Raw genomic sequence first — 23,425 nt, forward strand, 5'->3', positions numbered from 1 at the left:
GGGATAGCCTTTTGTTTTTACCGGCCATGAACAATAGTTGGAATAAAGCCACCGGCAGCTGGAAACCTCCTTCCGAGGCTTACCCCAAGCCCTGTTTCCGACCACCGGCAGGAATGCCTGAGGCAGCGGCGGAAGTGCCTGTTTGCCAACAATATCGGCACAATATTTCGGGGTGAAGGGTGGTGTTTTCCGGTGACTCTTTCGGCAACAGATGGAATGTCCAGCTGTTATGAAAGTATTCATCAAAAATATGGTATGCACCCGCTGCAGACTTTTTGTGAAAGCGCAACTCGACGCACTCGGACTTGCCTATGACCAGGTGGAGATCGGGTACGCGGAGATCCGCGAACCGGTTACAACGGCACAGCTGGACTCCCTGAACCACCGGTTGAAAACTGCTGGCCTTGAGCTGACCAATGGCGGAAACGGTGTGCTGCTGGACAAGATAAAAGCAGTGGTCATGGATGCCATTCAGCAGGCTGAACCACTGACCTTGAAATTTTCTGAATTTCTTTCCGGTCGACTGCATTATGATTATAATTACCTCTCCCACCTCTTCGCCGCATCGGAAGGCGTTACACTGGAGCATTACATGATTGACCGGAAAATTGAGCGGGTAAAATTCCTGCTCAGCCAGGAAAGACTTACGCTTACCGAAATTGCCTACCTCATGAATTACAGCAGCGTACAGCACCTGTCGGCACAGTTTAAAAAAGTAACCGGTATAACACCGTCACTATTTAAAAAGAAAAGTGCAGTGCGGCTAAAGCATGTTGAGGCATGAGCTGCCGTCTATAAATTCTATAATCTTTTGAATAAATCACGTAACGAAGCCGCAAGGAATTCAGCGCACCTTTATCGCCTGAACCAGCCGTCCAACAACGCGCCCGGCAAAAAAAAGCTGAACCGTCAACAAAACCAATAAAGCATGAGCAACCTGAATACCGATCCGGCAAAAGCGCTTCCCACCAATGGGGCGCAAGATCTTCCACCCCCTGTTTCCCCTGATTCAATGACAACATACAATAGGCAACCTGGGGCTCCGGCAAAAAGCAAAACCACAACCACCTTAATCTGCAGCTATGAAAACTACTCAGCTTAGTAGTCACTGTGGTAGCACTTTTTAGCATGCAAATAGCCTCCGCTTAGAATTCGAAATGGACGAAGTGGACTTTGGGAACGGTAGTACCATTACTGGCGTCGCAGCGAGACCGTGCTAACTGTATATTCTTAACCAGAAACTTCAGCATCACGCGTTACCAGAACGCGCGAGTCGTAATTGGCGCGACTTCAGCCGGTTACTGCAACCAAGCGCCTGAAGTTTTTGTTCAGCCACGATGCAAGCCGGGATTGACGTCCCGGCTTCGTCGCTTCCTGCAGGGATCATGCGCAAAAAAAAGTCCGTGACTTACGTCACGGACTTTTTTTGTTTGTCGGGATGACTGGATTCGAACCAGCGGCCTCTTCGTCCCGAACGAAGCGCGCTACCGGGCTGCGCTACATCCCGATCGATGATCTCCGCCGAAGCGGGTCTCACCCCGGCCCTGCTGGCGACACGTGCGTTGCAGAAACCGGTTTCGGAGGTGCAAAATAAAGGAATTCAACACACTATTCCATATTTTTTTAACCTTTTCCTTTCCCTTCGTTTTCACTGCCTCCGGTTGTGTACAAACTTCAAGAGCGAAGCGAAACAACTGCGCGCGCCAATCGGTACCTTCGCCCCGTCATGAACCTGCTCCTTCGCCGGGCGACGATCGTCGATCCCGCTTCTCACCTGCACGGGCAAATTGCCGACATCGCCATTCGCGACGGCATCATTCATCAGATCGCTACCGGCATCGACCCGGCCGGTTATGAAGTAACCGACGCAGACGGGCTGTGCGCGAGCCCTGGCTTCGTCGACCTGTTTGCGCAGTTCTGCGACCCGGGTGAAGAGCACCGCGAATCCCTGCAGAGCGGGGCAGCAGCGGCAGCCGCAGGTGGCTATACCGATGTGCTGCTGGTGCCCAATACCAATCCCTGCGTGTACAACAAATCAACCGTGGAATACATCCGGCGCAGCGGTGAAAACGGGCCGGTTAACCTTCATCCCATCGGCGCTCTTACCCGCAACACCGAAGGAAAAGAGCTGGCCGAGCTTTATGACATGGCCGCCAGCGGCGCCAAAGCATTTTCGGATGGACTCAAACCGATCCAGTCGGGCGGCCTGCTCCTCAAGGCCCTTCAATACATTTTGGCGATCGATGGCGTTATCATTCAGTTGCCCGACGACCGTTCGTTCAACCCGGGCGGACTGATGCATGAAGGCGTGGTTTCCACCCGGCTCGGGCTTCCCGGCCGCCCTGCCCTTGCCGAAGAGCTGATGGTGGCCCGCGACATCGAGCTGCTTCGCTATACCGGCGCCCGCCTGCACCTTACCGGCATATCCTGCGCGGGCTCCGTCAGCCGCATCCGCGCCGCCAAAGCCGAAGGCCTGCGGGTGACCTGCTCCGTGACGCCGCTGCACCTGCTTTTCACCGATGATGACCTGGCCGGCTACGACACCAACCTGAAGCTGGCCCCGCCCCTGCGCACCGCTGCCGACCGGGAAGCGTTGCGTGCTGCCGTTATCGACGGTACCGTCGATTGCATCGCAAGCCATCACCTGCCGCAAGACAGCGACCACAAAGTGGTGGAGTTTGAATACGCTGCCAACGGGGCGCTGGGACTGCAAACCGCTTATGCCGCCGTTGCCAAGGCAATGCCGGAACTGGCGCCGGATATGCTGGCAGCCCTCTTCGGCGCTAACGCGCGTCGCATCTTCGGCCTCGACGATGCGACGATCCGCGAAGGAAGCCCCGCGACGATCACGCTGCATGCCCCGCAGACTCCCTGGACCTTCACAGAAACACAGAACCGGAGCCGCAGCGCCAACTCGCCGTTTTTCGGCAAAGCCTTTACCGCACGCATTGGCGGCATTATTCACCGGGGCGGCTTATTTTTGAACACTTTTTAAACTGCTTATGGAGGCGACCAAAAAAAATGCACACCTGCGGCCGGCACTGCTGATCGCAGTGGTAATGCTCGGCATCCACACCTGGATCCACACCCGGGGCCTCGGCCTCAACCCGTCGATGCTGCTGGCAGCGACACTGCCCATGGTCATCGGCATCTTTTACAATACCTGGCAGCATGCCCGCGTTACACCCGGCAGCACCTTCGGCACCAACTTCGCCTATGGCTTCCGCATCGCCAGCGTCATCACGGTCATCATGGTGCTGTTCGTGGTGATCTTTTTCAAGGCGTTCCCGGGCTATAAAGACCACCTTGTAGAAGCGCTCCAGCGTTCGGTTGACCGCAGGAGTTCGGGCATGGACGATGAGGCGGTGAGCAAGGCCATCCAGGACTGGGACCAACACTTTACACAGCGTATCGTTACTATTTATATTTTCCTCCACCTCGTTACCGGCGCGGTAGCTGCCGCACTGGCTGCGCTGGTGAGTACCCGCAAAACAAAAACGGACTAATTCATGGACCTTTCCCTCGTCGTGCCCCTGCTGAATGAAGAAGAATCGCTGCCCGAGCTTACGGAGTGGATTCACCGCGTGTGCACCCAGCATGGCTACAGCTACGAGGTGATCCTCATCGACGATGGCAGCACCGACCGTTCCTGGGAAGTGATTCAACAGTTGCGTGCCGCCAACCCGAACATCAAAGGCATCCGGTTCCAGCGTAACTATGGTAAATCGGCCGCGCTCAACGAAGGCTTCAAGGCCGCGCTGGGCGATGTGGTGATCACGATGGATGCCGACCTCCAGGATTCGCCCGATGAGATCCCCGAATTGCGCCGCATGATTCTCGAGGATGGCTTTGACCTGGTGAGCGGGTGGAAAAAAAAGCGCTACGACAACAAGCTTACAAAAAACCTGCCTTCCAAACTGTTTAACGCGGCCACACGCCGCATGTCGAAGATTCACCTGCACGACTTCAACTGCGGGTTGAAGGCTTACCGAAAAAAGGTCGTCAAGAGCATAGAAGTTTATGGCGAGATGCACCGCTATATCCCGGTGCTGGCCAAGTGGGCCGGCTTCCGGAAGATCGGTGAAAAGGTGGTGGAGCACCGCGCCCGCAAATACGGCGTAACAAAGTTTGGCTGGGAGCGCTTTATCAACGGCTTCCTCGACCTGCTGTCCATCTCGTTCGTGGGTAAATTCTCTAAGCGACCGATGCACTTTTTCGGTCTCTGGGGAACAATATTTTTCCTGCTGGGCGCCATCAACACGCTGTGGCTGATCGTCTCTAAAATTGCTTACCCGAACGACTACCCGCTTACCAACAAGCCGGGCTTCTACCTGGCACTTGCCTTTCTCGTGATGGGCATGCAGCTGTTCCTGGCGGGCTTCGTGTCGGAGCTCGTGGCACGTAATGCGCCGGGGCGAAACTCCTACCTCATCGAAGAAAAAGCCGGCATCTGATGGCCCGAATCCTGATTCTTGGTCCGGCACACCCGCTGCGCGGAGGCCTGGCAACCTTCAACCAGCGACTTGCCGAAGAATTCATACATGAAGGGCATGACTGCTCCCTTGTTTCGTTTTCGCTGCAATACCCCGGCTTCCTTTTTCCCGGAACGACGCAATACAGCGATGAGCCGGCGCCCGAAGGGCTGCGCATCCGTTCGCTGGTGAATTCGGTCAACCCGTTCAACTGGGTTTCGGAAGGCCGCCGGCTGCGCCGCGAACGCCCCGATCTCATCGTAGTGCGTTACTGGCTGCCTTTTATGGGTCCTGCGCTGGGAACGATCCTGCGCATCGTTCGCGGCAACGGGCATACGCGTATCGTCTGCATCGCCGACAACGTAGTGCCGCACGAGAAGCGCGCCTTCGACACCGCCTTCACCAAATATTTCCTTCCCGCGGTCGACGCCTTCGTTACGATGAGCGACAAGGTGATGGGCGACCTGAAGCGCTTCGTTCCGAAAAAACCCGCGCGGCTTGTTCGTCACCCGCTATATGACAACTTTGGCGCGCTGCTGCCGAAAGCCGAGGCGCGCCGCATGCTCGGGCTGCCGGAAGGTGACCGCATCATTCTTTTTTTTGGCTTCATCCGCAAGTATAAAGGCCTTGACCTCCTGCTGGAAGCAATGGCTGAAGCACCGCTTCGCGACAGCGATATCCGGCTGCTGGTCGCCGGCGAGTTTTACGAGGACGAAGCGCCCTACCGGGAGATCATCCGCAACAAAGGCATCGCCGACAAGGTGATCCTTCACACACGGTTCATCGCCGACCCGGCCGTGCGCCAGTACCTCTGCGCCGGCGATTTCATCGTGCAGCCTTACCGCAATGCCACGCAAAGCGGGGTAACGCCCCTGGCCTACTATTTCGAGCGCCCGATGGTGGTGACGAATGTGGGCGGTCTGCCCGACCTGGTGCCCGATCATGAATGCGGGATCGTTTGCGAACCCAACCCAGCTTCCATTGCCGAAGCGGTTGCTGAATGCTACCGGCTGGGCGAGGATTTCTTTGTGCCGCGGCTTCGCGAAGAGAAAAAGAAATACGCCTGGAGCAATATCACGGCAGCTATCCTCGAATTAGCGGGGATGAGGAAATAGTCGGTGACCGTTACCGCCCTGCACCTCCGAATTTACGGCGTGCGGCTCTGCTTATTTACGAATCCACTAACTTGCCCCGCCGGGTAACACCGCACACTACCATGATCTATCGCAGCAAAGCGCCCCTCCGCATCGGTCTCGCCGGCGGCGGTACCGATGTCAGTCCTTACAGCGACCTTTACGGCGGCACCATTCTGAACGCTACCATTTCGCTCTACGCCCATGCCTCCATACAACCGCTGGAGGAGCCGAAAATCATTCTCGAGACGAATGACCGCAATGAGCGCATCGAATACGATTTCGCCCGTGAGCTTCCCATCGATGGACACCTCGACCTGCTGAAGGGCGTCTATAATGCCGTGCAGCGCGACTACGGCACCATCAACGGCGGCTTTCACCTGTCTACATTCGTGGATGCGCCCGCCGGGTCGGGCCTGGGTACTTCATCAACGCTTGCCGTTGCCATTATCGGTGCTTTTGCCGAATGGATGCGGCTACCGCTCGGCGAATACGACATCGCCCACTATGCCTACGTGATCGAACGCAACGAGCTGAAGATGGCCGGCGGCAAGCAGGATCAATATGCCGCCACTTTCGGCGGCGTCAACTTCATGGAATTTTATGAAGGCGACAAGGTAATCGTAAACCCGTTGCGCATCAAGCAGCAATACCTTTTTGAGCTGGAAAATAACCTGGTGCTGTACTATACCGCCACCAGCCGCGAGTCGGCGCGGATCATCGAGCAGCAGACGAAAAACGTGGTGGCCAAAAAAGAAGGCTCGATCGAGGCGATGCACCAGCTGAAGCAGCAGGCGCAGATGATGAAGGAAGCCTTGCTCAAAGGCAAGATCCACCAACTGGGCGAGATCCTCGATTATGGTTACCAGCAAAAGCGCTTGATGGCCGAAGGTATCAGCAACCCGCTGATGGAAGAGATCTACGTTACGGCGCGAAAGGCCGGCGCCAGCGGCGGCAAGATCTCCGGCGCGGGCGGTGGCGGCTTCATGATCTTTTATTGTCCCGGTAACACCAAGTTCAGCGTGGTGAAAAGCCTCGAGCGCTTTGGCGGCGTCCATCGGCCGTACCAGTTTACGGAGCATGGACTGAAGACGTGGTGCATCTGAGCGAGAAAAAGAGAACAAGAGAAAGAAAGAACAAGACAACGGGAAACTAAGTCGATGCGTCGATGCTCAGGAAAAGTAAATGACGCGTGTTAGATTTGTTCCCAACCCAAACACATGGAAAAGATCAGAAACATCATACAGGCATCGATCGACGTAAAGCAACAGTTGCTCGAAAACGAAGAGCTGTTGCAGGCGGTTGATGCCCTAGCAACGACGATGGTGAACGCGCTTCGCTCGGGTCGTCGCATCTATTTTTGCGGCAATGGCGGCAGTGCCGCCGACGCGCAGCACCTGGCGGCGGAGTTCTCCGGCCGCTTCTACACCGACCGCCGCGCCCTTCCGGCCGAGGCGCTGCATTGCAACACGTCGTACCTCACCGCCGTTGCCAACGACTATAGCTTCGATGTGGTTTATGCGCGTCTGATTGATGGCATTGGCCAGGAAGGCGACGTACTCGTGGGACTTTCCACCTCGGGTAACTCCGCCAACATCGTCCGTGCCTTTGAAACGGCACGTGAAAAAGGAATCGCAACCGTTGGCTTCACCGGCGCCTCCGGGGGCGTCATGAAGGGCCTGAGCGACTACCTCCTCAACGTGCCGTCATCCGACACGCCGCGCATCCAGGAAAGCCATATCCTGCTCGGCCACATCATTTGCCAGCTGGTGGAGGAACGTTACTTCAGCACTATGGCCGGCTAAATCTTCCGGTTGTATTCTTTTTAAAGCAATTCTTTATCAGTCGACGGTTCGCTTTGCGAACCGTTATTTTTGGGATCATAACATCTATGAACGAACAAGTGCAAACCAATGCTTCGGGACAAAGTGCCCCGGTCGATGGACAGGCTATCACTGAAGCGATTATCCTGGCCGGCGGATTAGGCACCCGGCTCCGTTCGGCGGTGCCCGACCTGCCGAAATGCATGGCGCCCGTTGCGGGCCGCCCCTTCCTGGGCTATGTGATCGACAGCCTGCGCCGGCAGGGAATCGAGCGTTTCGTTTTCTCCCTTGGGTACCTTTCGGAGCCCATCCAGGCCTGGCTGGCGCAGGCCTACCCTACCCTCACCTACACATGCGTCATTGAAGCCGAACCGCTGGGCACCGGCGGTGGCATCCTGCTGGCCCTGAGCGCCGCCAATACGGCGCAGGTGCTCGTAGCCAATGGAGACACGCTGTTCGAGATCGACCTGGCAAAGCAGGCAACTGTCCACGCGCGCACAGGCGCGCAATGCACCCTAGGGCTTAAACCCATGCGCGAGTTTGATCGCTATGGCGCCGTCGCCATCGACGCCGCCGGCATTGTAACCGGCTTTGAAGAAAAGCGTTATTTCAATGAAGGGCTCATCAACGGAGGCGTGTACCTCGTTGACCGGGAGGCCCTCACCGGCCTCGGCCTGCCGCAAAAATTTTCTTTCGAAAAAGAATACCTCGAGCCGGCCGCGCGCGCCGGCAAACTCGCAGGTGCCGTGCATGATGGCTACTTTATCGATATCGGCATCCCGGAAGACTTTGCGCGCGCACAGCGCGAACTGCAGGCACCGGTGCTCGACCTGGCGCAGGTTGACCGCAGCTGGACCCTCCTGCTCGACCGCGATGGTGTTATCAATGAAGAATTCAAGGACCGTTATGTGCTCAACCGCGGCGAGTTCCGCTTCAGCCCCGGCGTGCTGGAAGCCATGCCCCTGCTTGCGGAGCATTTCGGCCGCATCCTCGTGATTACCAACCAGCGGGGTGTTTCGCGGGGCCTGATGAGCGAGGCCGACCTCCAGGATGTGCACGCGTTTATGACCGAAGGCATCAATGGAGCCGGCGGAACGGTTCACGGAATTTATTACTGCACCGACAAAGACAACAATTGCTTTTTCCGCAAACCCAACCCGGGTATGGCGCTACGTGCCAAAGCCGACTTCCCCGATATCGATTTCCGGAAAACCATCATGGTGGGCAACAAGCCCAGCGACATGCGCTTCGGGCGCGCGGCCGGAGCCTTCACGGTTTTCGTAACCAGCACCAACCCGAACGAGCCTTTCCCGCACCCGGATACGGACCTTCGCTTCGACAGCCTGCTCGATTTCGCAAAGGCGCTGACTGAAAAGAAAAACACGGGGCATTCCTGATTTGCAACGCCTTTGTATTTCTTAACAAATCATATGGATCCTGGAAGATCTCCGTTCGTTCTTCCTGCGAATCTTAAGATAATTTTTGAACGCTTTTTCCGTTCTTAGAGGTGTATTTAAACACATCCTCCGTGAAGAAATCCGGGCTTCTTTTTTTATTGCTGATCGTCGTTTTGGGCGGGCAGCTTCGAGCGCAGAAGATTGCCAACAGCGACCTGCGCACACTGCGCGCTAAGGAAGACTCGCTCAAGAAGCTCGTCCAGGCCTTTTATATGGACGACGACCCGGCGGTGCGCCTGCGCAGCGACTCCCAGTTTGTGCGAACACTGGTGCGTAGCCTGCAGGTGAGGCATTCCTTCCAATATCCTTTTGATTCCGTTCTCGGAGTCGGCCATATTTATGCGCCCGACAGCACCTTCCGCATCTTCACCTGGGCAATCAATATCCCGGGCACATACCAACGCAAGCGCGGTGCCATCCAGATGCGTACAGCCGACGGCTCGCTGAAGCTGCTTCCGCTGCGGGATGTGACGGAATTTACCGAGCGCCCGGAGGATTCGGTACGCGGCCGCGACAACTGGATCGGCGCCGTGTATTACAACATGGTGAAGACCGAGTGGAACGGAAAGAAATTCTATACACTCTTCGGGCTCGACGATTACGGCATCAGCACGAAACGCAAATGGGTGGAAGTACTCACCTTCGACGAAGGAGGCCAGCCCCGCTTCGGCGGCAACTATTTCGACTTTTCAAAAGACAGCGTTCCGCGCAAAAGCACCGAACGTTTCTACATTGCTTACAAGAAAGAAGCATCCACGCTCGTCAACTGGGTGGATGAGCAGGATATGATCCTCTACGATCACCTGATCTCCGAAACAAACCAGCCCGACCTGCCTTACACGATGATCCCCGACGGTGACTCCGAAGGGTTCAAGTGGGAAAATGGCCGCTGGGTGCACATCGACAAGGTCTTCCATTATAAGATCGACATGAGCGGTGCAGACCCGTTGTTGGGCAAGCCACCGATGGGCGAACCGCTGCTCGACGGGAAAGGAAATGTGGATGAAGAGAAGCTGAAGGTCAAGACCGAAAAAAACCGCAAAAAGGATCAGGATTAGAATAAGTTTTCCGAATCAATGACAAGGACGTCCCCCGCTTCAGCAGGGGACTTTTTTATTGATCAGTTGCGGCTTGCCTGTTAAGTCCCGCTTCAGCCAGGCAAAGAAATTACGTCATCGTCCCTGCCTTATTTTTACGCATATGGCAATGGAGATCGAACGGAAGTTCCTGGTCAAGAAAGACGTTTGGGAAAACTGGGAAAAAGAGCCACCGCACTACCTGCGGCAGGGCTACCTCTTCAAGGACCTGGTAAAAACGGCCCGGGTGCGGGTGAGTGATGATACCGGTTACATGACCGTCAAAGGCAAAACCATTGGCATCAGCCGGGCTGAATACGAATTCGAGATCCCGAAGCAGGACGCGGAAGACCTGCTGTCGGCTTTTTGCGATACGGTAGTCACCAAACAGCGCTATATCGTTCCCTTTGAGGGAAAGATCTGGGAGGTGGATGTCTTTCTTGAGCAAAACGAAGGACTGCTGGTAGCCGAGATCGAGCTGACCGAAGAAACAGAAACCTTTACCCTGCCGCCGTTCATTGATGTTGAGGTGACCGGCGACAAGAAGTACTACAATTCGCAGCTGGCGGTAAAGCCGTATAAAGAGTGGTAGGATTTCTGGCTTCGCCCGCAATGACAGCTTTGCTGGCGGCATCGCCTTCTGACAGGCAAAAACAAGGGCCGTATTTTTACGGCCCTTACCAGTTAACTATTCACCTTATAAAAGAATCAGCTTCTTCTCTAGTCATCCAGCTTCAGCACCGCCAGGAAGGCTTCTTGCGGCACTTCAACGTTACCGATCTGGCGCATGCGTTTCTTACCTTCCTTCTGCTTCTCGAGCAGTTTGCGCTTACGGGAGATGTCGCCACCGTAGCACTTCGCGGTAACGTCCTTGCGGATGGCCGAGATGTTTTCGCGTGCAAGGATCTTGGCGCCCACGGCGGCCTGGATGGCGATCTGGAACTGCTGGCGTGGCAGCAGCTCTTTCAGTTTTTCGCACAGCTTACGGCCGAAGTCCTGCGCGCGGCTGCGGTGGATGAGCGCTGAAAGGGCATCCACCTTGTCGTTGTTGAGCAGGATGTCCATCTTCACGATGTCGGCTTCGCGGTAGCCGATGGGGTTATAGTCGAACGAAGCATAGCCACGGGTCTGGCTCTTCAGCTTGTCGTAGAAGTCGAACACGATCTCGGTGAGCGGCATCTCGAAGATGAGCTCAACGCGCGTCGTGGTGAGGTAGCTTTGATTGATCAGAATGCCGCGCTTGCCAAGGCACAGCGTCATGATATTGCCCACATACTCGCCCTTGGTGATGATTTCGGCGCGGATATAAGGCTCCTCGATGCGGTCGGTCTTCACCGGCTCGGGCATTTCGGCGGGGTTGTTTACAATCACCTTCTCCCCCTTCGTGGTATAGGCGATGAACGATACGTTCGGAACCGTGGTGATCACCGTCTGGTTGAACTCGCGCTCGAGGCGCTCCTGGATGATCTCCATGTGGAGCAGCCCGAGGAAGCCGCAACGGAAGCCGAAGCCCAGCGCCTGCGAAGTTTCGAGCTCAAATGTGAGCGAGGCATCGTTGAGCTGCAGCTTTTCCATGCAGTCGCGCAGTTCTTCGAATTCGTCGGTCTCCACCGGGAAGATGCCGGCGAATACCATCGGCTTTACTTCCTGGAAACCCTTGATTATTTCCTGTGTGGGACGCGAAGCAGTAGTGAGTGTGTCACCCACTTTCACTTCTTTCGCATTCTTGATCCCGGTAATGATATAGCCTACGTCGCCGGCACGCACTTCCTTGGTGGGGGAAGGCTTCAACTTCAGCACGCCCACTTCGCTGGCTTCATATTCCTGCCCGGTGCTCACGAATTGCACCTTCTCACCACTTTTAATCGTGCCGTTGAGCACGCGGTAGTATACGATGATACCGCGGAAGGAGTTGAAAACAGAGTCGAAAATGAGGGCCTGAAGTGGCGCCTCGGGGTCGCCTTTGGGAGCGGGGATGCGGTGTACGATCGCTTCGAGAATACCTTCGATACCAATGCCGGAGCGGCCGGAGGCCAGCAGGATATCTTCGGGTTTGCAGCCTATGAGATCAATGATCTGGTCTTTTACTTCCTCGATCATCGCGCCGTCCATATCGATCTTGTTGATCACCGGGATAATCTCCAGGTCGTTCTCGAGCGCGAGGTAAAGGTTGGAGATCGTCTGCGCCTGGATGCCCTGTGTGGCGTCAACCAGCAGCAGGGCGCCTTCGCAGGCGGCCAGCGCGCGCGACACCTCGTAGGAGAAGTCGACGTGACCGGGGGTATCGATCAGGTTGAGCACATATTTTTCTCCCTTGTGATTGTAGTTGATCTGGATCGCGTGGCTCTTGATAGTGATGCCTTTTTCGCGCTCGAGGTCCATGTCGTCCAGCACCTGGTCCATCATCTCGCGTTCGGAGATGGTGTTGGTGGTCTGGAGCAGACGGTCCGCCAGGGTACTTTTACCGTGGTCGATGTGGGCGATGATACAGAAGTTGCGGATATTCTTCATTGCAAAACCCTCCTCTTCGAAGGTTCGCAAAGGTAACGAAAAGAGCCGGCCCGCTGCGTTTTTGGTGTTAATTCCTATGGCTGTATTCCCCTTATCCGGCCAGCGCGGCATCGGAGCCGGCAAAACGGCTCATGCACCCGACAGCTCACGCAGGGCAGCACGCAGCCGGTCACCGGCCGCGATACCCGGTGCCAGCGCCGCCATCCGGTCCCGCATCGATGCGTATTCTTCGGGCGGCAGTGCAGCGATCCGGGCTTCCAGCTCAAAGAGACTATCCACACCGAAGCCGATCCCATATTTTTCGGCCAGCCGGGCCGCGGCACTGCCGCTGTGGCAAACCACCGGCATACCGGCCAGGATGTAGAGCGACATCTTGTGCGGGCTGATCCAGCGGGCATAGGTGCCAAGGGCGCCCCCATGCTTTGATATCTCGGTACCATCCCAGATCAGCCCGTAGGCGCCGGCAACCCGGGCAGGAAGCACCGCTGGCGGAAATGATCCATGGTACGAACAATTGGGCGCTGTCGGGATAAAAACAGCCGGTGCCCCATACAGGTGAAAGCGCAGACCCGCCAGGCTGCCCAGCCGGGCTATGAATGGGCTCTTCTCCAGGTTGCCGGCAAAGCACAGCTCGGGTGCGGGTACCCGTTCACCGGCATTCCATGGCGCCAGGAAATCGAAAAAATCGATCGTGGCCACACGCGCCGCCGGTAGCTTCTCCAAAAGCCAGTCGCGCATCGTATCATTGTGGGCAACGAAATGGGTCAGCCCACGGAACACCGCCAGCTCGCGCTCCAGCAAGGCGGGATCTGCGTCTTTAAGCCCGTTGATATCGGTAAGAAAGCAAATAATCCGTACATCGGTCCGGAAGCGGCGCAGACCACGCAGCAGCATCCGGCTTTGCCCGGCATATACCGGCCACTGCAGCAGCAGGGTGGCACCGCGCGGCAGGCTGGCCAGCGTTCGCAGCATCCGGATCGTACGCCGGATCTTCGCGACGCCGCTGAAGTTTTCCTGGTCGCCGAAGGCCACAGGCTGCCAGCCGTCTTCCACCAGGATCCGCTCGATGTCCACATTGCCGACGCCTCCATGCACCAGGGCACCGCGGGCAGAATGCTCGGCCAGGAAATAAAGCCCCGTATCGATGCGTACTTCAGGCAAGCGGAAGCGTTTTGTTTCGTTTGAAAAAATAGGAAATGGCTACCTGGGTCACCTCCGGCCGAAGCGTCAGGATGATGGCAAGCCATGCAAGCACACAGGCGGGCACCAGCAGGGCTCCGCGTAAAAGTGGTGAAAGGTCGAGCGCGGAGAGCCCGGCGCCGATGGCGAAGAAGGCGGCTGCCGAGCCGAATGCGGCCACCACTACACGCGCTTTCAGCTGTAGCAGCCCGGGATACATACGACGCACGAAAAAGACGTTACAGAGCAAGGTGGCGGCTTCACCGGCGATGAGTGCCCAGGCCATGCCGGGTCCACGCATGTGCGGGCAAAGCAACAACGCGGTCATTAGGAACACCGCCGCGCCAACAATAAGCCCGTAGAGCACCAGCAGCTCCCGGTCGCGCGGCAGCAGCACCTGCTTGTTGAGGAAAAGCGCGCCGACCATAAGTACCGGGAAGATGGCAAGAATGCGGAGATGCGGCGCCACACCCGCGAAGCCGGGCCCGAAATAAAAAGCCGTAAACGGCTCGGCCACGAGCCACAGTCCGGCACCCGCCGGGAGCACCAACAGCAGCAGCCCATCGGCCGACAGCCGCAGGGTGCGGCGGGCACCCTCGTGGTCGTCGCCATGAAGCTGCGTCACCGTACGCGGGTAAAGCACCAGGAAAGCATCCGTCAGAAAAGACGCCAGCAGGCGCACGATCTTTACGGCATAAGCATAAAGAGCCACCGCCGCCGGGCCGGCCAGCAGGCCGAGCAATACATTGTCAAGCAGCAGGGGAATACTGTAAACGATGCTCACTCCATAGTTGATACCGGTAAAGCGCAGGTGCTTTTTCCACTGCAGCCTGCGAAAGCTGATCCCGGCGGTTGCATGCAGGCGCAGCAGGTTGAGCAGCAGGATAACGATGGCCGAGCCGGCAACTATAGCGTAGTAACGCACGTAATGTTCCGGCCGGCGCACCAGCAGGAAAAGCGACAGCAGCGCCAGTGCCCGAACCAGCAGGGAGCGCAGCGTGATGTAACGGAATTCCTCGCGGCCCCAGTAGTACCATTCGCAGGCAAACCCGTTTAGCAACAGTAAGGATAGCGAAAACCAGATGAGCCGAGGGTCGCCGATTCGGCCATACAGTATAAATACGGTAATGATATAAACGATTGCCGAGCAAAGGGTGGTCAGCAGGTGCAGCGAGAGCAGCTCAGACACAAGCTGCTTCAGAGCAGGCGGATCATACCTGTTGCGTGCCACCGCGCGGATACCATACGTAATGATTCCGGCCTCGGCAAGCACCATGAAATAATAAGTTAGTCCGTCGATAAAGGCTACGCGGCCCAGTCCCTGCGGGTCGAGGGCGCGTGAAATCCAGGGGATCGAAAGCAGGGGAAACAGCACCTGGCTCAGCGACAGCAGGAAGTTATATGCCAGGTTCTTTTTCAGGCTCACGGTCGGCGTGGGGTGGCGTTTGTTGCCGCCTTCCTGCAAACATATATATTTAGCCTGTGAACATCGTGTTGTACGAACGGGAGCATTTTGAGATACTGGGGAGCCTGCTACAGGTTCTGAATACCGGCGCGCACCGGTTGCACCTCCTGCTACCGGCTTGGATGGATAATTACCGCGACACGTTGCCGCCAGGCGCGGCGGTTCACCATCTCCCCGAAGAGCCGGCGGCACACCCGAAAGCCGTAGAACAACTGTGTCGTGAAAAGTCCGCGGAGCTGCTCGTGCTCGGCACGGTGTCGTTTCGTCACTGGCAGTTTGCTGCCGTGTGCCGCAGCCTGGCGCCCGGGATGCAAACACTGCTTTACGTGCACGATGCGAACGACCTGCTGACGCCGCAACGCGGCACCGGCCTGCGTGGATGGGCCCGCTACCTGGGCAAGCTGCGCCTGCGCCGCGCCGTAAGCGCCTACGTGGTGCTGCTGGACGAAATGAAAGCTTACCTGGAGAAAAAAAATCCAACCGGCAAACCGGTATTGGTGATACCAGGTGCGTTTTACGATGCCGCCCTTGCTACAGATCCGGAGCCCGACCGCATGGTGCTCGCCATCCCCGGGTCGATCGACAGCGCGCGGCGGAATTACAGCGATGTTAAAGCATTTGCCGACCTGCTGAAAAAGCGGGGAATAGAAAACGGGTACGCGATCCGGTTGCTGGGAAGCGTAAGCGGGCGAGCGCCCGGATGGATCGGCAGTTTCCAGGGGCTGGTGGAATTCGATCCGGGCGGGCTTTTACAGCCGGAATTCGACAACCGGCTCAAAAGCAGCGAGCTGGCCTGGCTACCGCTTGCGGAAACATTCAGGCGCGATGGCCACCCGTCGGAATATTACGGGATCACCAAAAGTTCCGGGGCCTACTTCGACGCACTTCGCTTCGGCAAGCCCGTACTGGCCCCTGATGGCCTGCCCGTACCGGGCCTGCTTGCGTCGGCGCTGCTGCGCTACAGCGACGCTACCTATCTTTTTTACTTACTAGAGGCGCTGCAGCAAAACCCGGCCGCCCGGCATCGCCTGCAACAACTGGCGCGCGAGCAGGCCGGGAAGGTGCGTGTGGACGACGTTCGCGCGCGGTTGCGCGGCCTGATAAGCCACCTCGCGTAATTTTACCGGATGGACATCAACCGGAAAAAATTCAAGAATGAGCTCACCACCGGCTTTGGCACCAGCAGCAACACGGGCAGCGGTCGCTTTTACCGCAAAGACGGGTCGGCCAACGTGTTGCGTCGTGGCGTTCCCTTCTTCAACCGCTTCAGCTGGTTTCATACGATGCTCTCCATGTCGCCGCTACGCTTCTGGCTTTCACTCACGGGAGTCTATGTAGGGGTCAACCTGCTTTTCGCGGTTGTGTATTTCCTGATCGGCGTGGAGCATCTCAACGGTACGCTTCGAGGCGCATCAAAGGCCAACCAGTTTATCGAAGCATTCTTCTTCAGCGCGCAAACCTATACCACCGTTGGCTACGGCCATGTAAGTCCCGATGGCATCGCCGTTTCTTCGGTGGCGGCTTTCGAATCCTTCCTGGGCGTTATGACCCTTGCCCTGGCGAGCGGTATTTTCTTCGGTCGCTTCTCGATGCCGCGTGCCTTCCTGCGCTTCAGCAGCGTGGCGCTCATCGCGCCCTTCAAAGAGGGAGAAGCACTCATGTTCCGGATGGTTCCCGAGAAAAACAACCAGCTCACCGATGCCGAAGTGAAACTGACACTGGCGCTGCAGATCAAAGAGGGCAACCGTGAGCGCAACGAGTTTTATTCACTGCCAGTAGAATTCAACCGGATCAACACGCTTGTGCTCAACTGGACGGTGGTTCACCCGATCAACGAAGACAGCCCGCTGCATGGCTATACGGTCCGCGAGTTGGCCGAAATGGAAGCGGAAATCCTTGTGTTTGTAAAAGCATACGACGAGGTGTTTGCCAACAGCGTGGTAGCACGCACCTCCTACACGGCCGATGAGATCATACCGAATGCCCGCTTCCGTCCGATGTATCATTCATCAGGACAAATGACAGTGCTGGAAGTGGATAAGCTGAACGACTTCGATCTCCTGCCCCAGCATCATGCCGGCTGAAAACGGAGAAAGCGTTTGCGGTTGATATAATAGAGAAACAGGAAATAGAATACCGGCAGGAAGCTGAGCACCTTCATGAAGTCGTTGCCGGTAATCAGCCCGATTGCATAAAACAGCGTAAGGAGCAATCCTCCCGCGATCAGCTGGTCGTCCTCAATGGCGCAGCCCACCTTGAAGTAATAGGTCGGCTGCGCCAGTGTTTTGAGTACGAAAGGAGATGTATGGTGATATCCGTCGGTGGCCACCAGCAAGGGCCGGTGCGGGCCAACGGGGATAATGACCGGCACCCTTTTTTCGAGGTTGTAAATTGACATACCATCCACTACCACCCGCACTTTAAGGAAGCGGAGCAGGAACTGGTCCTTCCGGATCAGTACGATACGGTATGGCTGCTGCAGGTTATTTATGATCGGAGGGCTTTGATAATTTGTACGAAATCCTGTGCCACAAGCGCGGCGCCGCCAACAAGGCCGCCGTCAACATCGGGTGCGCTGAAAAGCTCTGCCGCATTGCCCGCCTTCACCGATCCGCCATAGAGAATGGAGATCGCATCTGCCGTCTCTTTTCCCCATTTTCCCGCAAGCACGGAGCGAATGTGGGCGTGCATTTCCTGGGCCTGCGCGGCGCTGGCGGTCTTGCCTGTTCCGATGGCCCAGATAGGCTCATAAGCGATGATCACCTGGCGCAGCTGCTCTTCCGTGAGGTGCGCAAGCGACTCTTCAAGCTGGCGCTGCACGAAGGTATTTTGCGTGCCTGCCTCGCGCACCTCGAGGGCCTCGCCGCAGCAGAAAATGGGCTGAATGCCGTATTCGAGGCACCGATCCACCTTACGCGCAAGCAAGGCATTGTCCTCGTGGAAATATTGACGGCGTTCGCTGTGGCCGAGAATGCAATAACGGATCCCCAGCGACTGGAGCATTTCAACCGATACCTCGCCGGTGTACGCTCCGTTGACCTCGGCATAACAGTTCTGCGCCGCGATGGCATAACCGGGCTCTTCATCAACGGCGCTCCTGGCCATGATCAGGTAGGGAAAAGGAACGGCAAAGATGACCAGCTGGTCGGGGGCGGGCGCGATCTTTTCGGCAAGCACGGCATCGAGAAGATCCTCGGCTCCTTTATAAGTCAGGTTCATCTTCCAGTTGGCGGCTGCGATCTGTTGTCTCATAATGTCGATTGGTCTGATGGTTAATTGGTCAATTCCTGATTCGATAATCTTTTTTTGTCAGGCGGATTGAATGCGCAAACTAAGCAGAATCCGGCAACATAATCCTACATGTACACTTCGGAATTGCAGGAGCAAATCCGGCATCGGGGACCGGCAATCCGGGATTAATAACGCCGATACACTTCCCGTAGTATCGCTTCTTCTTCGGCTCCGAGCTCAAGGCCTTTCAGCTTTTTCCAATTGGCGATATGCTCCAGCGCTTTTTCCAGCTCGTAGCGTTCGATTCCGTCTTGTCCCCAGGAAAATGATGGCACGTATTTCGGCGGGATACCCGAACCGAAAAGATTGCAGGAGACGCCTACGACGGTGCCGGTGTTAATGGAGGTATTGATGGCGGTGCGGCTGTAATCGCCCATAAAAAGTCCACACTTGGTTCCGGCTTCCTTTATGCCGTCGGGCAGGTAAACGCGCACCGCGGATGCGTTGTTTTTTATGTTGGAATTGGACGTGCCCGCGCCGAGGTTGCACCATTCGCCCAGCACCGAGTCGCCGAGGTAGCCGTCGTGTGCTTTGTTGGAGTTTCCGAACAGCACGCTGTTCTTGATTTCGCCACCCACCACACAGGCCGGGCCGATCGTTGTGGCTCCATAGATGCGGGTGCCCATTTTAACGGTGGCGCCTTCACAGATGGCGACGGGCCCACGCAGGAGGCTGCCTTCCATCACCTGCGCCCCGTTGCCGATATAGATCGGCCCTTCGGTGGCATTGAGAATGCAATGCTCCACGCGGGCGCCTTTCTCGATAAAGATGCGCGCCGCGTTGGTCATGGCGGTGGTGCGGGGCGCGCCCTGGCTTTTGCGTTTCTGGGTGAGCAGGGCAAAGTCCTGCTCGATGGCCCAGGCATTATAGCGGGTGATGTCCCAGGGCGCGCGCAGCTCACGGAACTCGGATTTCGCTTCCACGGCCTTTTCCATCTTCACCCGGTTGGCGTCGAGCACCTGCTTGCGGGAGATACAGTAAATAAAGCTTTCCCGCTCGGGAAGGCTCAGGAATTCACCTGGGCGCAGCGCCTGCACCTCTCCGGCGAGGGCGGGCGTGGGCAGGATGTTGCCATGAACGAGGTAGATGATATCCTTGCCGATGCTTTCGTCGATCACCAGGGCGCCCGGGCCGTCTTTGTAATCACCTTCCTGCTTATCGAAGGAGGGCAGGCCCAGGAGGCGCTCCCATTTTTCGCGGATGGTGAGGATGCCCACCCGGAAATCGGGGATCGACCGGGTAAGGGTGAAGGGAAAAAGCTGCCCGGGATTGCAAAACTCTTCTGTAAAAACGATTTTTTCCATGGCTCCGGTAAAAATAAAAAATCCCCTCTTGCGGAGGGGATCTATAAATAGAACAAAGCTCGGTTATTTCTTGGCGTATTTCTTCTTGAACTTGTCGATACGGCCGGCGGTGTCTACCAGTACGTTCTTACCAGTGAAGAAGGGGTGCGAGGTCGACGAGATTTCCAGCTTGATGAGCGGGTACTCGTTACCATCTTCCCATTGAATGGTTTCTTTAGAACCAGCAGTAGAGCGGCTCAGAAATGCGTGGCCGTTACTCATGTCTTTAAAAACCACGTAACGGTAATTCTCCGGATGCAAACCCTTTTTCATAATATCTTATTTTTATACGGCGGCTGTATTTTTTACAAAGCGACGCGCAAAGTTAAGACGAAAAAAGCATCTGTCCCAAACTTTCCCCTGTTAATTTTTTTAACTCCGCATGTTTTCAAACTGTAGCGGAATGCCGAGGTTCCAGCCCTTGGAAGCCTGTATAACTGCCTGTAAGTCATCGATTTTCTTACCGGTAACCCGCACCAGGTCGTCGTTGATGGAGGCCTGCACCTTGAGCCCGGAATCTTTGATCTGCTTCACGATCTTCTTGGCATCTTCCTGCTTAAGCCCATTGGAAACGCTCACTTCCTGCTTCCATACCTTGCCGCTCTGCGCCCCCTCCCTGGAAGTGTCGAATGCTTCGGGCACGATGCCCTGCTTGTGGGCCCTGCTGATCAGCACGTCAATCAGCTGGCTCATCTGCATCTCCCCTTCCGTTTCGAGGGAGATCTTGTAATCCTTCTTGTTGAGGTCGATCACCACGTGGCTGTTCTTGAAGTCAAAACGGTTGGTGATCTCCTTGCGGGTAACGTTTACGGCGTTGTCGAGCGCCTGGGCGTCTACCTTGGATACGATATCGAATGAAGGCATATGCTTGTGGTTTGGGCAAATATACAGTTGAACGAATCTCCGATCTCTGATGTCGGATCTCCGATTTTGTGGGATAAAGTTCAATCACACTTCCCCAATCCAGAACCCTTAAATCGAAAAAGGCCCCTCGGGAGCGAGGGGCCGTATGCACATGAGAAACTATAGAATGTAAGGGTCTCTTTAATCGGAACTTAGATGTGCGATCTGCGATCAGACATCCGAGATTTATTGCTGTCCGCCACCGCCCACGCGGTTCTGCTCATCCTGCGCGGCGGAAGTGCGGCGGCGCTGCTGCGGAGCGCTCTGTCCTTTCGCGAAGCGCCAGGTGAAGGTGATGCCCACGCGGCGGTTGTCCCACTTGCTGCGGATCACGGCGTCCACGTTGTCGAACTTGGTGTAGCCGCTGAACTTCTGGATCCAGAACGGGTCGTTGAGGTTCACTTTAATGGTACCCATATTCTTCAGGATCGACTTCGACACACCGAAGGAAACAACACCCATAGGATTGGCAACGATGATACCGGCGTCCTGCGTCTTCGAGCGGTAGAAGCCGCTGGTCTCGAGCGTCCAGCCCTTGTTGAGGCGGAACTGCTGGCTCATATTGGCCATCCAGGCGGTCATGTTCACATCCAGCGGCTTGCCGTTAATGAAGCCGTTGAACTGATTGTTGTAGGCATTGACGTAAACGTTCAGGAACCACCACTTCTTCACCGGCACGTTGACGCTCACGGCCAGGCCGATGTTGCGGCGCGAAGCCAGGTTTTCTTTCGTCTGGAAGGTCTTCTGCTCGGCATCGTTCTGCTTCAGCAGGTCGTTGATGATGTCGGTGGTCTTGCTCCAGTTGAACACGGTGTTCACCACGCCGCGGAAGTTGTGGCTCACCTCGATGTTGTTCGAGAACTGCGGCGTCAGGAAGGGGTTGCCCTTTTGGAACGTAAAGCGGTCCAGCATGCGCTCAAACGGGTTGAGGTCCTGGTAGCCCGGGCGCTCGAGGCGGCGGCTGTAGCTAACGCCTACCGTATTCTTGTCATTCACCTTGTAGCTCACATAGCCGGTCGGGAACAGCTGCGCATAATCACGCTCTACGCGACTGTTCATGGCAATGGAGTTGCCGATGGAATGCGTGTGCTCGAAGCGAAGCCCTACCTGGTAGCTCCACTTTTTCAGCTGCTGGCTCCAGTTGGCATATGCCGCGTTGATGTTCTCTTCGTAAACGAAGTGGTCGCTGCGCTGATCAATGGTATCGACACCGGTCAGGTAATCGCGCGATTTATAGGGCGCATCGTTGTCCGTCTTCACGTAGCTGCTCTTCAGGCCAGCTTCGAGCTTTCCGCCTTTGTTGCCCACAGGCGTTACGAAATCAGTCTTTGCGCTATAGATGTCGATGTTTTGTTTCAGGAGTGCCGTCAGGTAGTACGGATCGCCATCGAGTTGCTTGGTGCCATTGTAGTAGCGGTTGTCCAGTACCTGGTCGCTGGTGGAGCGGTAGCGAACGTAGTCCGCGTCGGCTGTGATCTCCGCGCCCTGCTTTTTCAGCTGGCGCCGGAAGTTCAGGTTGGCACCGATATTCTTCCACGTGTCCTTGTTGGAGCCGAAGGCTTCGTTGGTATTGATCAACGTGCCATTATCGTCGGTGATGATGGTTTCGGAATTAACCGTACTCTGACCGGGACGGGTCGTACCGGTCACCATGAAGCCGATGGAGGTCTTCTTGCTGATATTATAATCGAGACCGACACGTGCCGAGTAATTGTTGTTGGAGAAATGCGGGTAGCTGTTCTGCTGGAAATATTTACCCGGGAAGCGGCGGTCGATCTGCAGCTCGTTGAAGCCTTCCCAGTAGCTGTAGCTCAGGCTGGTGAACAGGTTCACCTTGCCCTTGCGGTAATTAAGGTTGAAGCTTTGCGGTGCCTTGGCATAGCGTGCCTGCACGAAGGACAGGTTGATGCTGCCGTTGAGACCGGTCTGCAGGCCCTTCTTGGTGCGCAGGTTCAGCACGCCCGAGTTACCCGAGGCGTCGTACTTGGCGGAAGGCTGCGTCATGATCTCGATCTGGTCGAGCTGGCTGGCCGGCATATTGCGCAGCAGGTTCGTAAGGTCCTGTCCGCTCAGGTAGGTCTGCTTGCCGTCGACGAGTACGATGATGCCGCTCTTGCCTTTCAGCGAAACGTTTCCGTCTTTGTCGAGCGTGATGCCGGGCGACTTTTCCAGCACGTCGAGCGCGCTGCTGCCGGCGTTGGTGGGCGATGCGTCCACGTTCACCACCATTTTATCGAGACGCGCTTCCACGAGCGGCTTGCGTACGGCAACAGTAACACCCGACATTTCTTTTGCAGCGCGGTGAAGCGTCACTGCAGGCACATCAAAGCTGCCGGTTGCATCGAAAGCCGGCGCGAAACTGCGGTCGAAGCCGACAGAGGTAAACGACACCAGGTAACGGCCGTCCTTGATACCGGTAAATTCATATTGTCCGTTTTTATCCGTGACTGCGAGCTTCGCCAGCGAAGAGTCTTTGGCGCGCAGCAGCGACACGGTGGCAGCGGCCAGGGGCTTGCCTTCTGCGTCTTTAACAGCACCCGTAACACGCGCGCCGGTCTGTGCCTGTGCTGCTGTGGCTATTGTGAGTGCAACGAGTGTAATGATCTTTCTCATGGTCTTTGCTTTGGTTTTGTAAAGCTGACACAAAGGTGCCGGCTCACGCAACGGTTAATGATTGAATTGTGATAAAGAAGCCATTAATTGGGTTGAACGATATCGGTGTTACAACTTGTTTGATCCTGCCTGTTACGAGTGGTGAATGCGCCCCATGAA

The 23,425-nt window shown here is 56.4% G+C and carries 21 protein-coding genes and 1 tRNA gene; 12 read left to right on the forward strand and 10 right to left on the reverse strand.

The window, feature by feature from the left end:
- Positions 1 to 229 precede the first annotated feature (229 nt).
- Positions 230 to 784, forward strand: coding sequence for a helix-turn-helix domain-containing protein (locus EPD60_RS02375; protein ID WP_165871374.1), 555 nt, complete (start codon positions 230 to 232; stop codon positions 782 to 784).
- Positions 785 to 1,433: 649 nt separating this feature from the next.
- Here the strand turns inward: EPD60_RS02375 and EPD60_RS02380 are convergent.
- Positions 1,434 to 1,507: transfer RNA gene (locus EPD60_RS02380), tRNA-Pro, on the reverse strand.
- 219 nt (positions 1,508 to 1,726) lie between these two features.
- Between EPD60_RS02380 and EPD60_RS02385 the strand changes: the two genes are divergently transcribed.
- From EPD60_RS02385 to EPD60_RS02425, 9 genes are all read left to right on the forward strand, one after another.
- A complete protein-coding gene (locus EPD60_RS02385) occupies positions 1,727 to 2,995 on the forward strand; it encodes a dihydroorotase (RefSeq protein ID WP_131446465.1) in 1,269 nt (422 codons plus the stop codon).
- A 7-nt stretch (positions 2,996 to 3,002) separates the two neighbouring features.
- A complete protein-coding gene (locus EPD60_RS02390; protein ID WP_131446467.1) occupies positions 3,003 to 3,506 on the forward strand; it encodes a DUF4199 family protein in 504 nt (167 codons plus the stop codon).
- Positions 3,507 to 3,509: 3 nt separating this feature from the next.
- A complete protein-coding gene (locus EPD60_RS02395; protein WP_131446469.1) occupies positions 3,510 to 4,454 on the forward strand; it encodes a glycosyltransferase family 2 protein in 945 nt (314 codons plus the stop codon).
- Positions 4,454 to 5,587 (forward strand): glycosyltransferase, encoded by a 1,134-nt coding sequence (locus EPD60_RS02400; RefSeq protein ID WP_131446471.1) that lies wholly within the window; start codon positions 4,454 to 4,456, stop codon positions 5,585 to 5,587. The genes EPD60_RS02395 and EPD60_RS02400 overlap by 1 nt, the downstream gene beginning before the upstream one ends.
- A gap of 101 nt (positions 5,588 to 5,688) precedes the next feature.
- A complete protein-coding gene (locus tag EPD60_RS02405; RefSeq protein WP_131446473.1) occupies positions 5,689 to 6,711 on the forward strand; it encodes a GHMP family kinase ATP-binding protein in 1,023 nt (340 codons plus the stop codon).
- A 114-nt stretch (positions 6,712 to 6,825) separates the two neighbouring features.
- Positions 6,826 to 7,410 (forward strand): D-sedoheptulose-7-phosphate isomerase, encoded by a 585-nt coding sequence (locus EPD60_RS02410; RefSeq protein WP_131446475.1) that lies wholly within the window; start codon positions 6,826 to 6,828, stop codon positions 7,408 to 7,410.
- 86 nt (positions 7,411 to 7,496) lie between these two features.
- Positions 7,497 to 8,825, forward strand: a complete 1,329-nt coding sequence (locus EPD60_RS02415) for an HAD-IIIA family hydrolase (protein ID WP_131446477.1) — start codon at positions 7,497 to 7,499, stop codon at positions 8,823 to 8,825.
- Between the two features lie 131 nt (positions 8,826 to 8,956).
- A complete protein-coding gene (locus EPD60_RS02420) occupies positions 8,957 to 9,943 on the forward strand; it encodes a hypothetical protein (RefSeq protein ID WP_131446479.1) in 987 nt (328 codons plus the stop codon).
- Positions 9,944 to 10,085: 142 nt separating this feature from the next.
- Positions 10,086 to 10,553: a CYTH domain-containing protein gene (locus EPD60_RS02425; protein ID WP_131446481.1), complete on the forward strand. Its 468-nt coding sequence runs from the start codon at positions 10,086 to 10,088 to the stop codon at positions 10,551 to 10,553.
- Positions 10,554 to 10,681: 128 nt separating this feature from the next.
- Here EPD60_RS02425 and lepA read toward each other — a convergent pair whose 3' ends face one another.
- The 3 genes from lepA to EPD60_RS02440 all read right to left on the reverse strand — a co-directional run bounded on the left by lepA (position 10,682) and on the right by EPD60_RS02440 (position 15,116).
- Positions 10,682 to 12,472, reverse strand: a complete 1,791-nt coding sequence (gene lepA / locus EPD60_RS02430) for a translation elongation factor 4 (RefSeq protein ID WP_131446483.1) — start codon at positions 12,470 to 12,472, stop codon at positions 10,682 to 10,684.
- Between the two features lie 129 nt (positions 12,473 to 12,601).
- Positions 12,602 to 13,633 (reverse strand): glycosyltransferase, encoded by a 1,032-nt coding sequence (locus EPD60_RS02435; protein ID WP_131446485.1) that lies wholly within the window; start codon positions 13,631 to 13,633, stop codon positions 12,602 to 12,604.
- The gene (locus tag EPD60_RS02440) at positions 13,626 to 15,116 is read right to left on the reverse strand and encodes an oligosaccharide flippase family protein (RefSeq protein WP_131446487.1); all 1,491 of its coding nucleotides are present in this window, start codon (positions 15,114 to 15,116) and stop codon (positions 13,626 to 13,628) included. The genes EPD60_RS02435 and EPD60_RS02440 overlap by 8 nt, the downstream gene beginning before the upstream one ends.
- A gap of 17 nt (positions 15,117 to 15,133) precedes the next feature.
- Between EPD60_RS02440 and EPD60_RS02445 the strand changes: the two genes are divergently transcribed.
- Together EPD60_RS02445 and EPD60_RS02450 are read left to right on the forward strand one after the other, a co-directional pair.
- Positions 15,134 to 16,234, forward strand: coding sequence for a glycosyltransferase (locus tag EPD60_RS02445; RefSeq protein WP_131446489.1), 1,101 nt, complete (start codon positions 15,134 to 15,136; stop codon positions 16,232 to 16,234).
- Positions 16,235 to 16,243: 9 nt separating this feature from the next.
- On the forward strand, positions 16,244 to 17,200 hold the full coding sequence (locus tag EPD60_RS02450; RefSeq protein ID WP_131446491.1) for an ion channel: 957 nt from the start codon (positions 16,244 to 16,246) through the stop codon (positions 17,198 to 17,200).
- Here the strand turns inward: EPD60_RS02450 and EPD60_RS02455 are convergent.
- From EPD60_RS02455 to EPD60_RS02480, 6 genes are all read right to left on the reverse strand, one after another.
- Complete coding sequence (locus EPD60_RS02455) at positions 17,188 to 17,514, reverse strand: hypothetical protein (RefSeq protein ID WP_131446493.1); 327 nt, start codon at positions 17,512 to 17,514, stop codon at positions 17,188 to 17,190. The two genes, EPD60_RS02450 and EPD60_RS02455, sit on opposite strands and share 13 nt — an antisense overlap.
- An 89-nt stretch (positions 17,515 to 17,603) precedes the next feature.
- A complete protein-coding gene (tpiA, locus tag EPD60_RS02460; protein WP_131446495.1) occupies positions 17,604 to 18,368 on the reverse strand; it encodes a triose-phosphate isomerase in 765 nt (254 codons plus the stop codon).
- Between the two features lie 164 nt (positions 18,369 to 18,532).
- Positions 18,533 to 19,711 (reverse strand): putative sugar nucleotidyl transferase, encoded by a 1,179-nt coding sequence (locus EPD60_RS02465; protein WP_131446497.1) that lies wholly within the window; start codon positions 19,709 to 19,711, stop codon positions 18,533 to 18,535.
- Positions 19,712 to 19,774: 63 nt separating this feature from the next.
- Positions 19,775 to 20,023, reverse strand: coding sequence for a type B 50S ribosomal protein L31 (locus EPD60_RS02470; RefSeq protein WP_131446500.1), 249 nt, complete (start codon positions 20,021 to 20,023; stop codon positions 19,775 to 19,777).
- 99 nt (positions 20,024 to 20,122) lie between these two features.
- Positions 20,123 to 20,614, reverse strand: a complete 492-nt coding sequence (locus EPD60_RS02475) for a YajQ family cyclic di-GMP-binding protein (RefSeq protein ID WP_131446502.1) — start codon at positions 20,612 to 20,614, stop codon at positions 20,123 to 20,125.
- 225 nt (positions 20,615 to 20,839) lie between these two features.
- Complete coding sequence (locus tag EPD60_RS02480) at positions 20,840 to 23,266, reverse strand: TonB dependent receptor (RefSeq protein ID WP_131446504.1); 2,427 nt, start codon at positions 23,264 to 23,266, stop codon at positions 20,840 to 20,842.
- Positions 23,267 to 23,425: the final 159 nt, after the last annotated feature.

It is taken from the genome of Flaviaestuariibacter flavus (assembly GCF_004337505.1).
GTDB classification, from domain to species: Bacteria; Bacteroidota; Bacteroidia; order Chitinophagales; family Chitinophagaceae; genus Flavisolibacter; species Flavisolibacter flavus.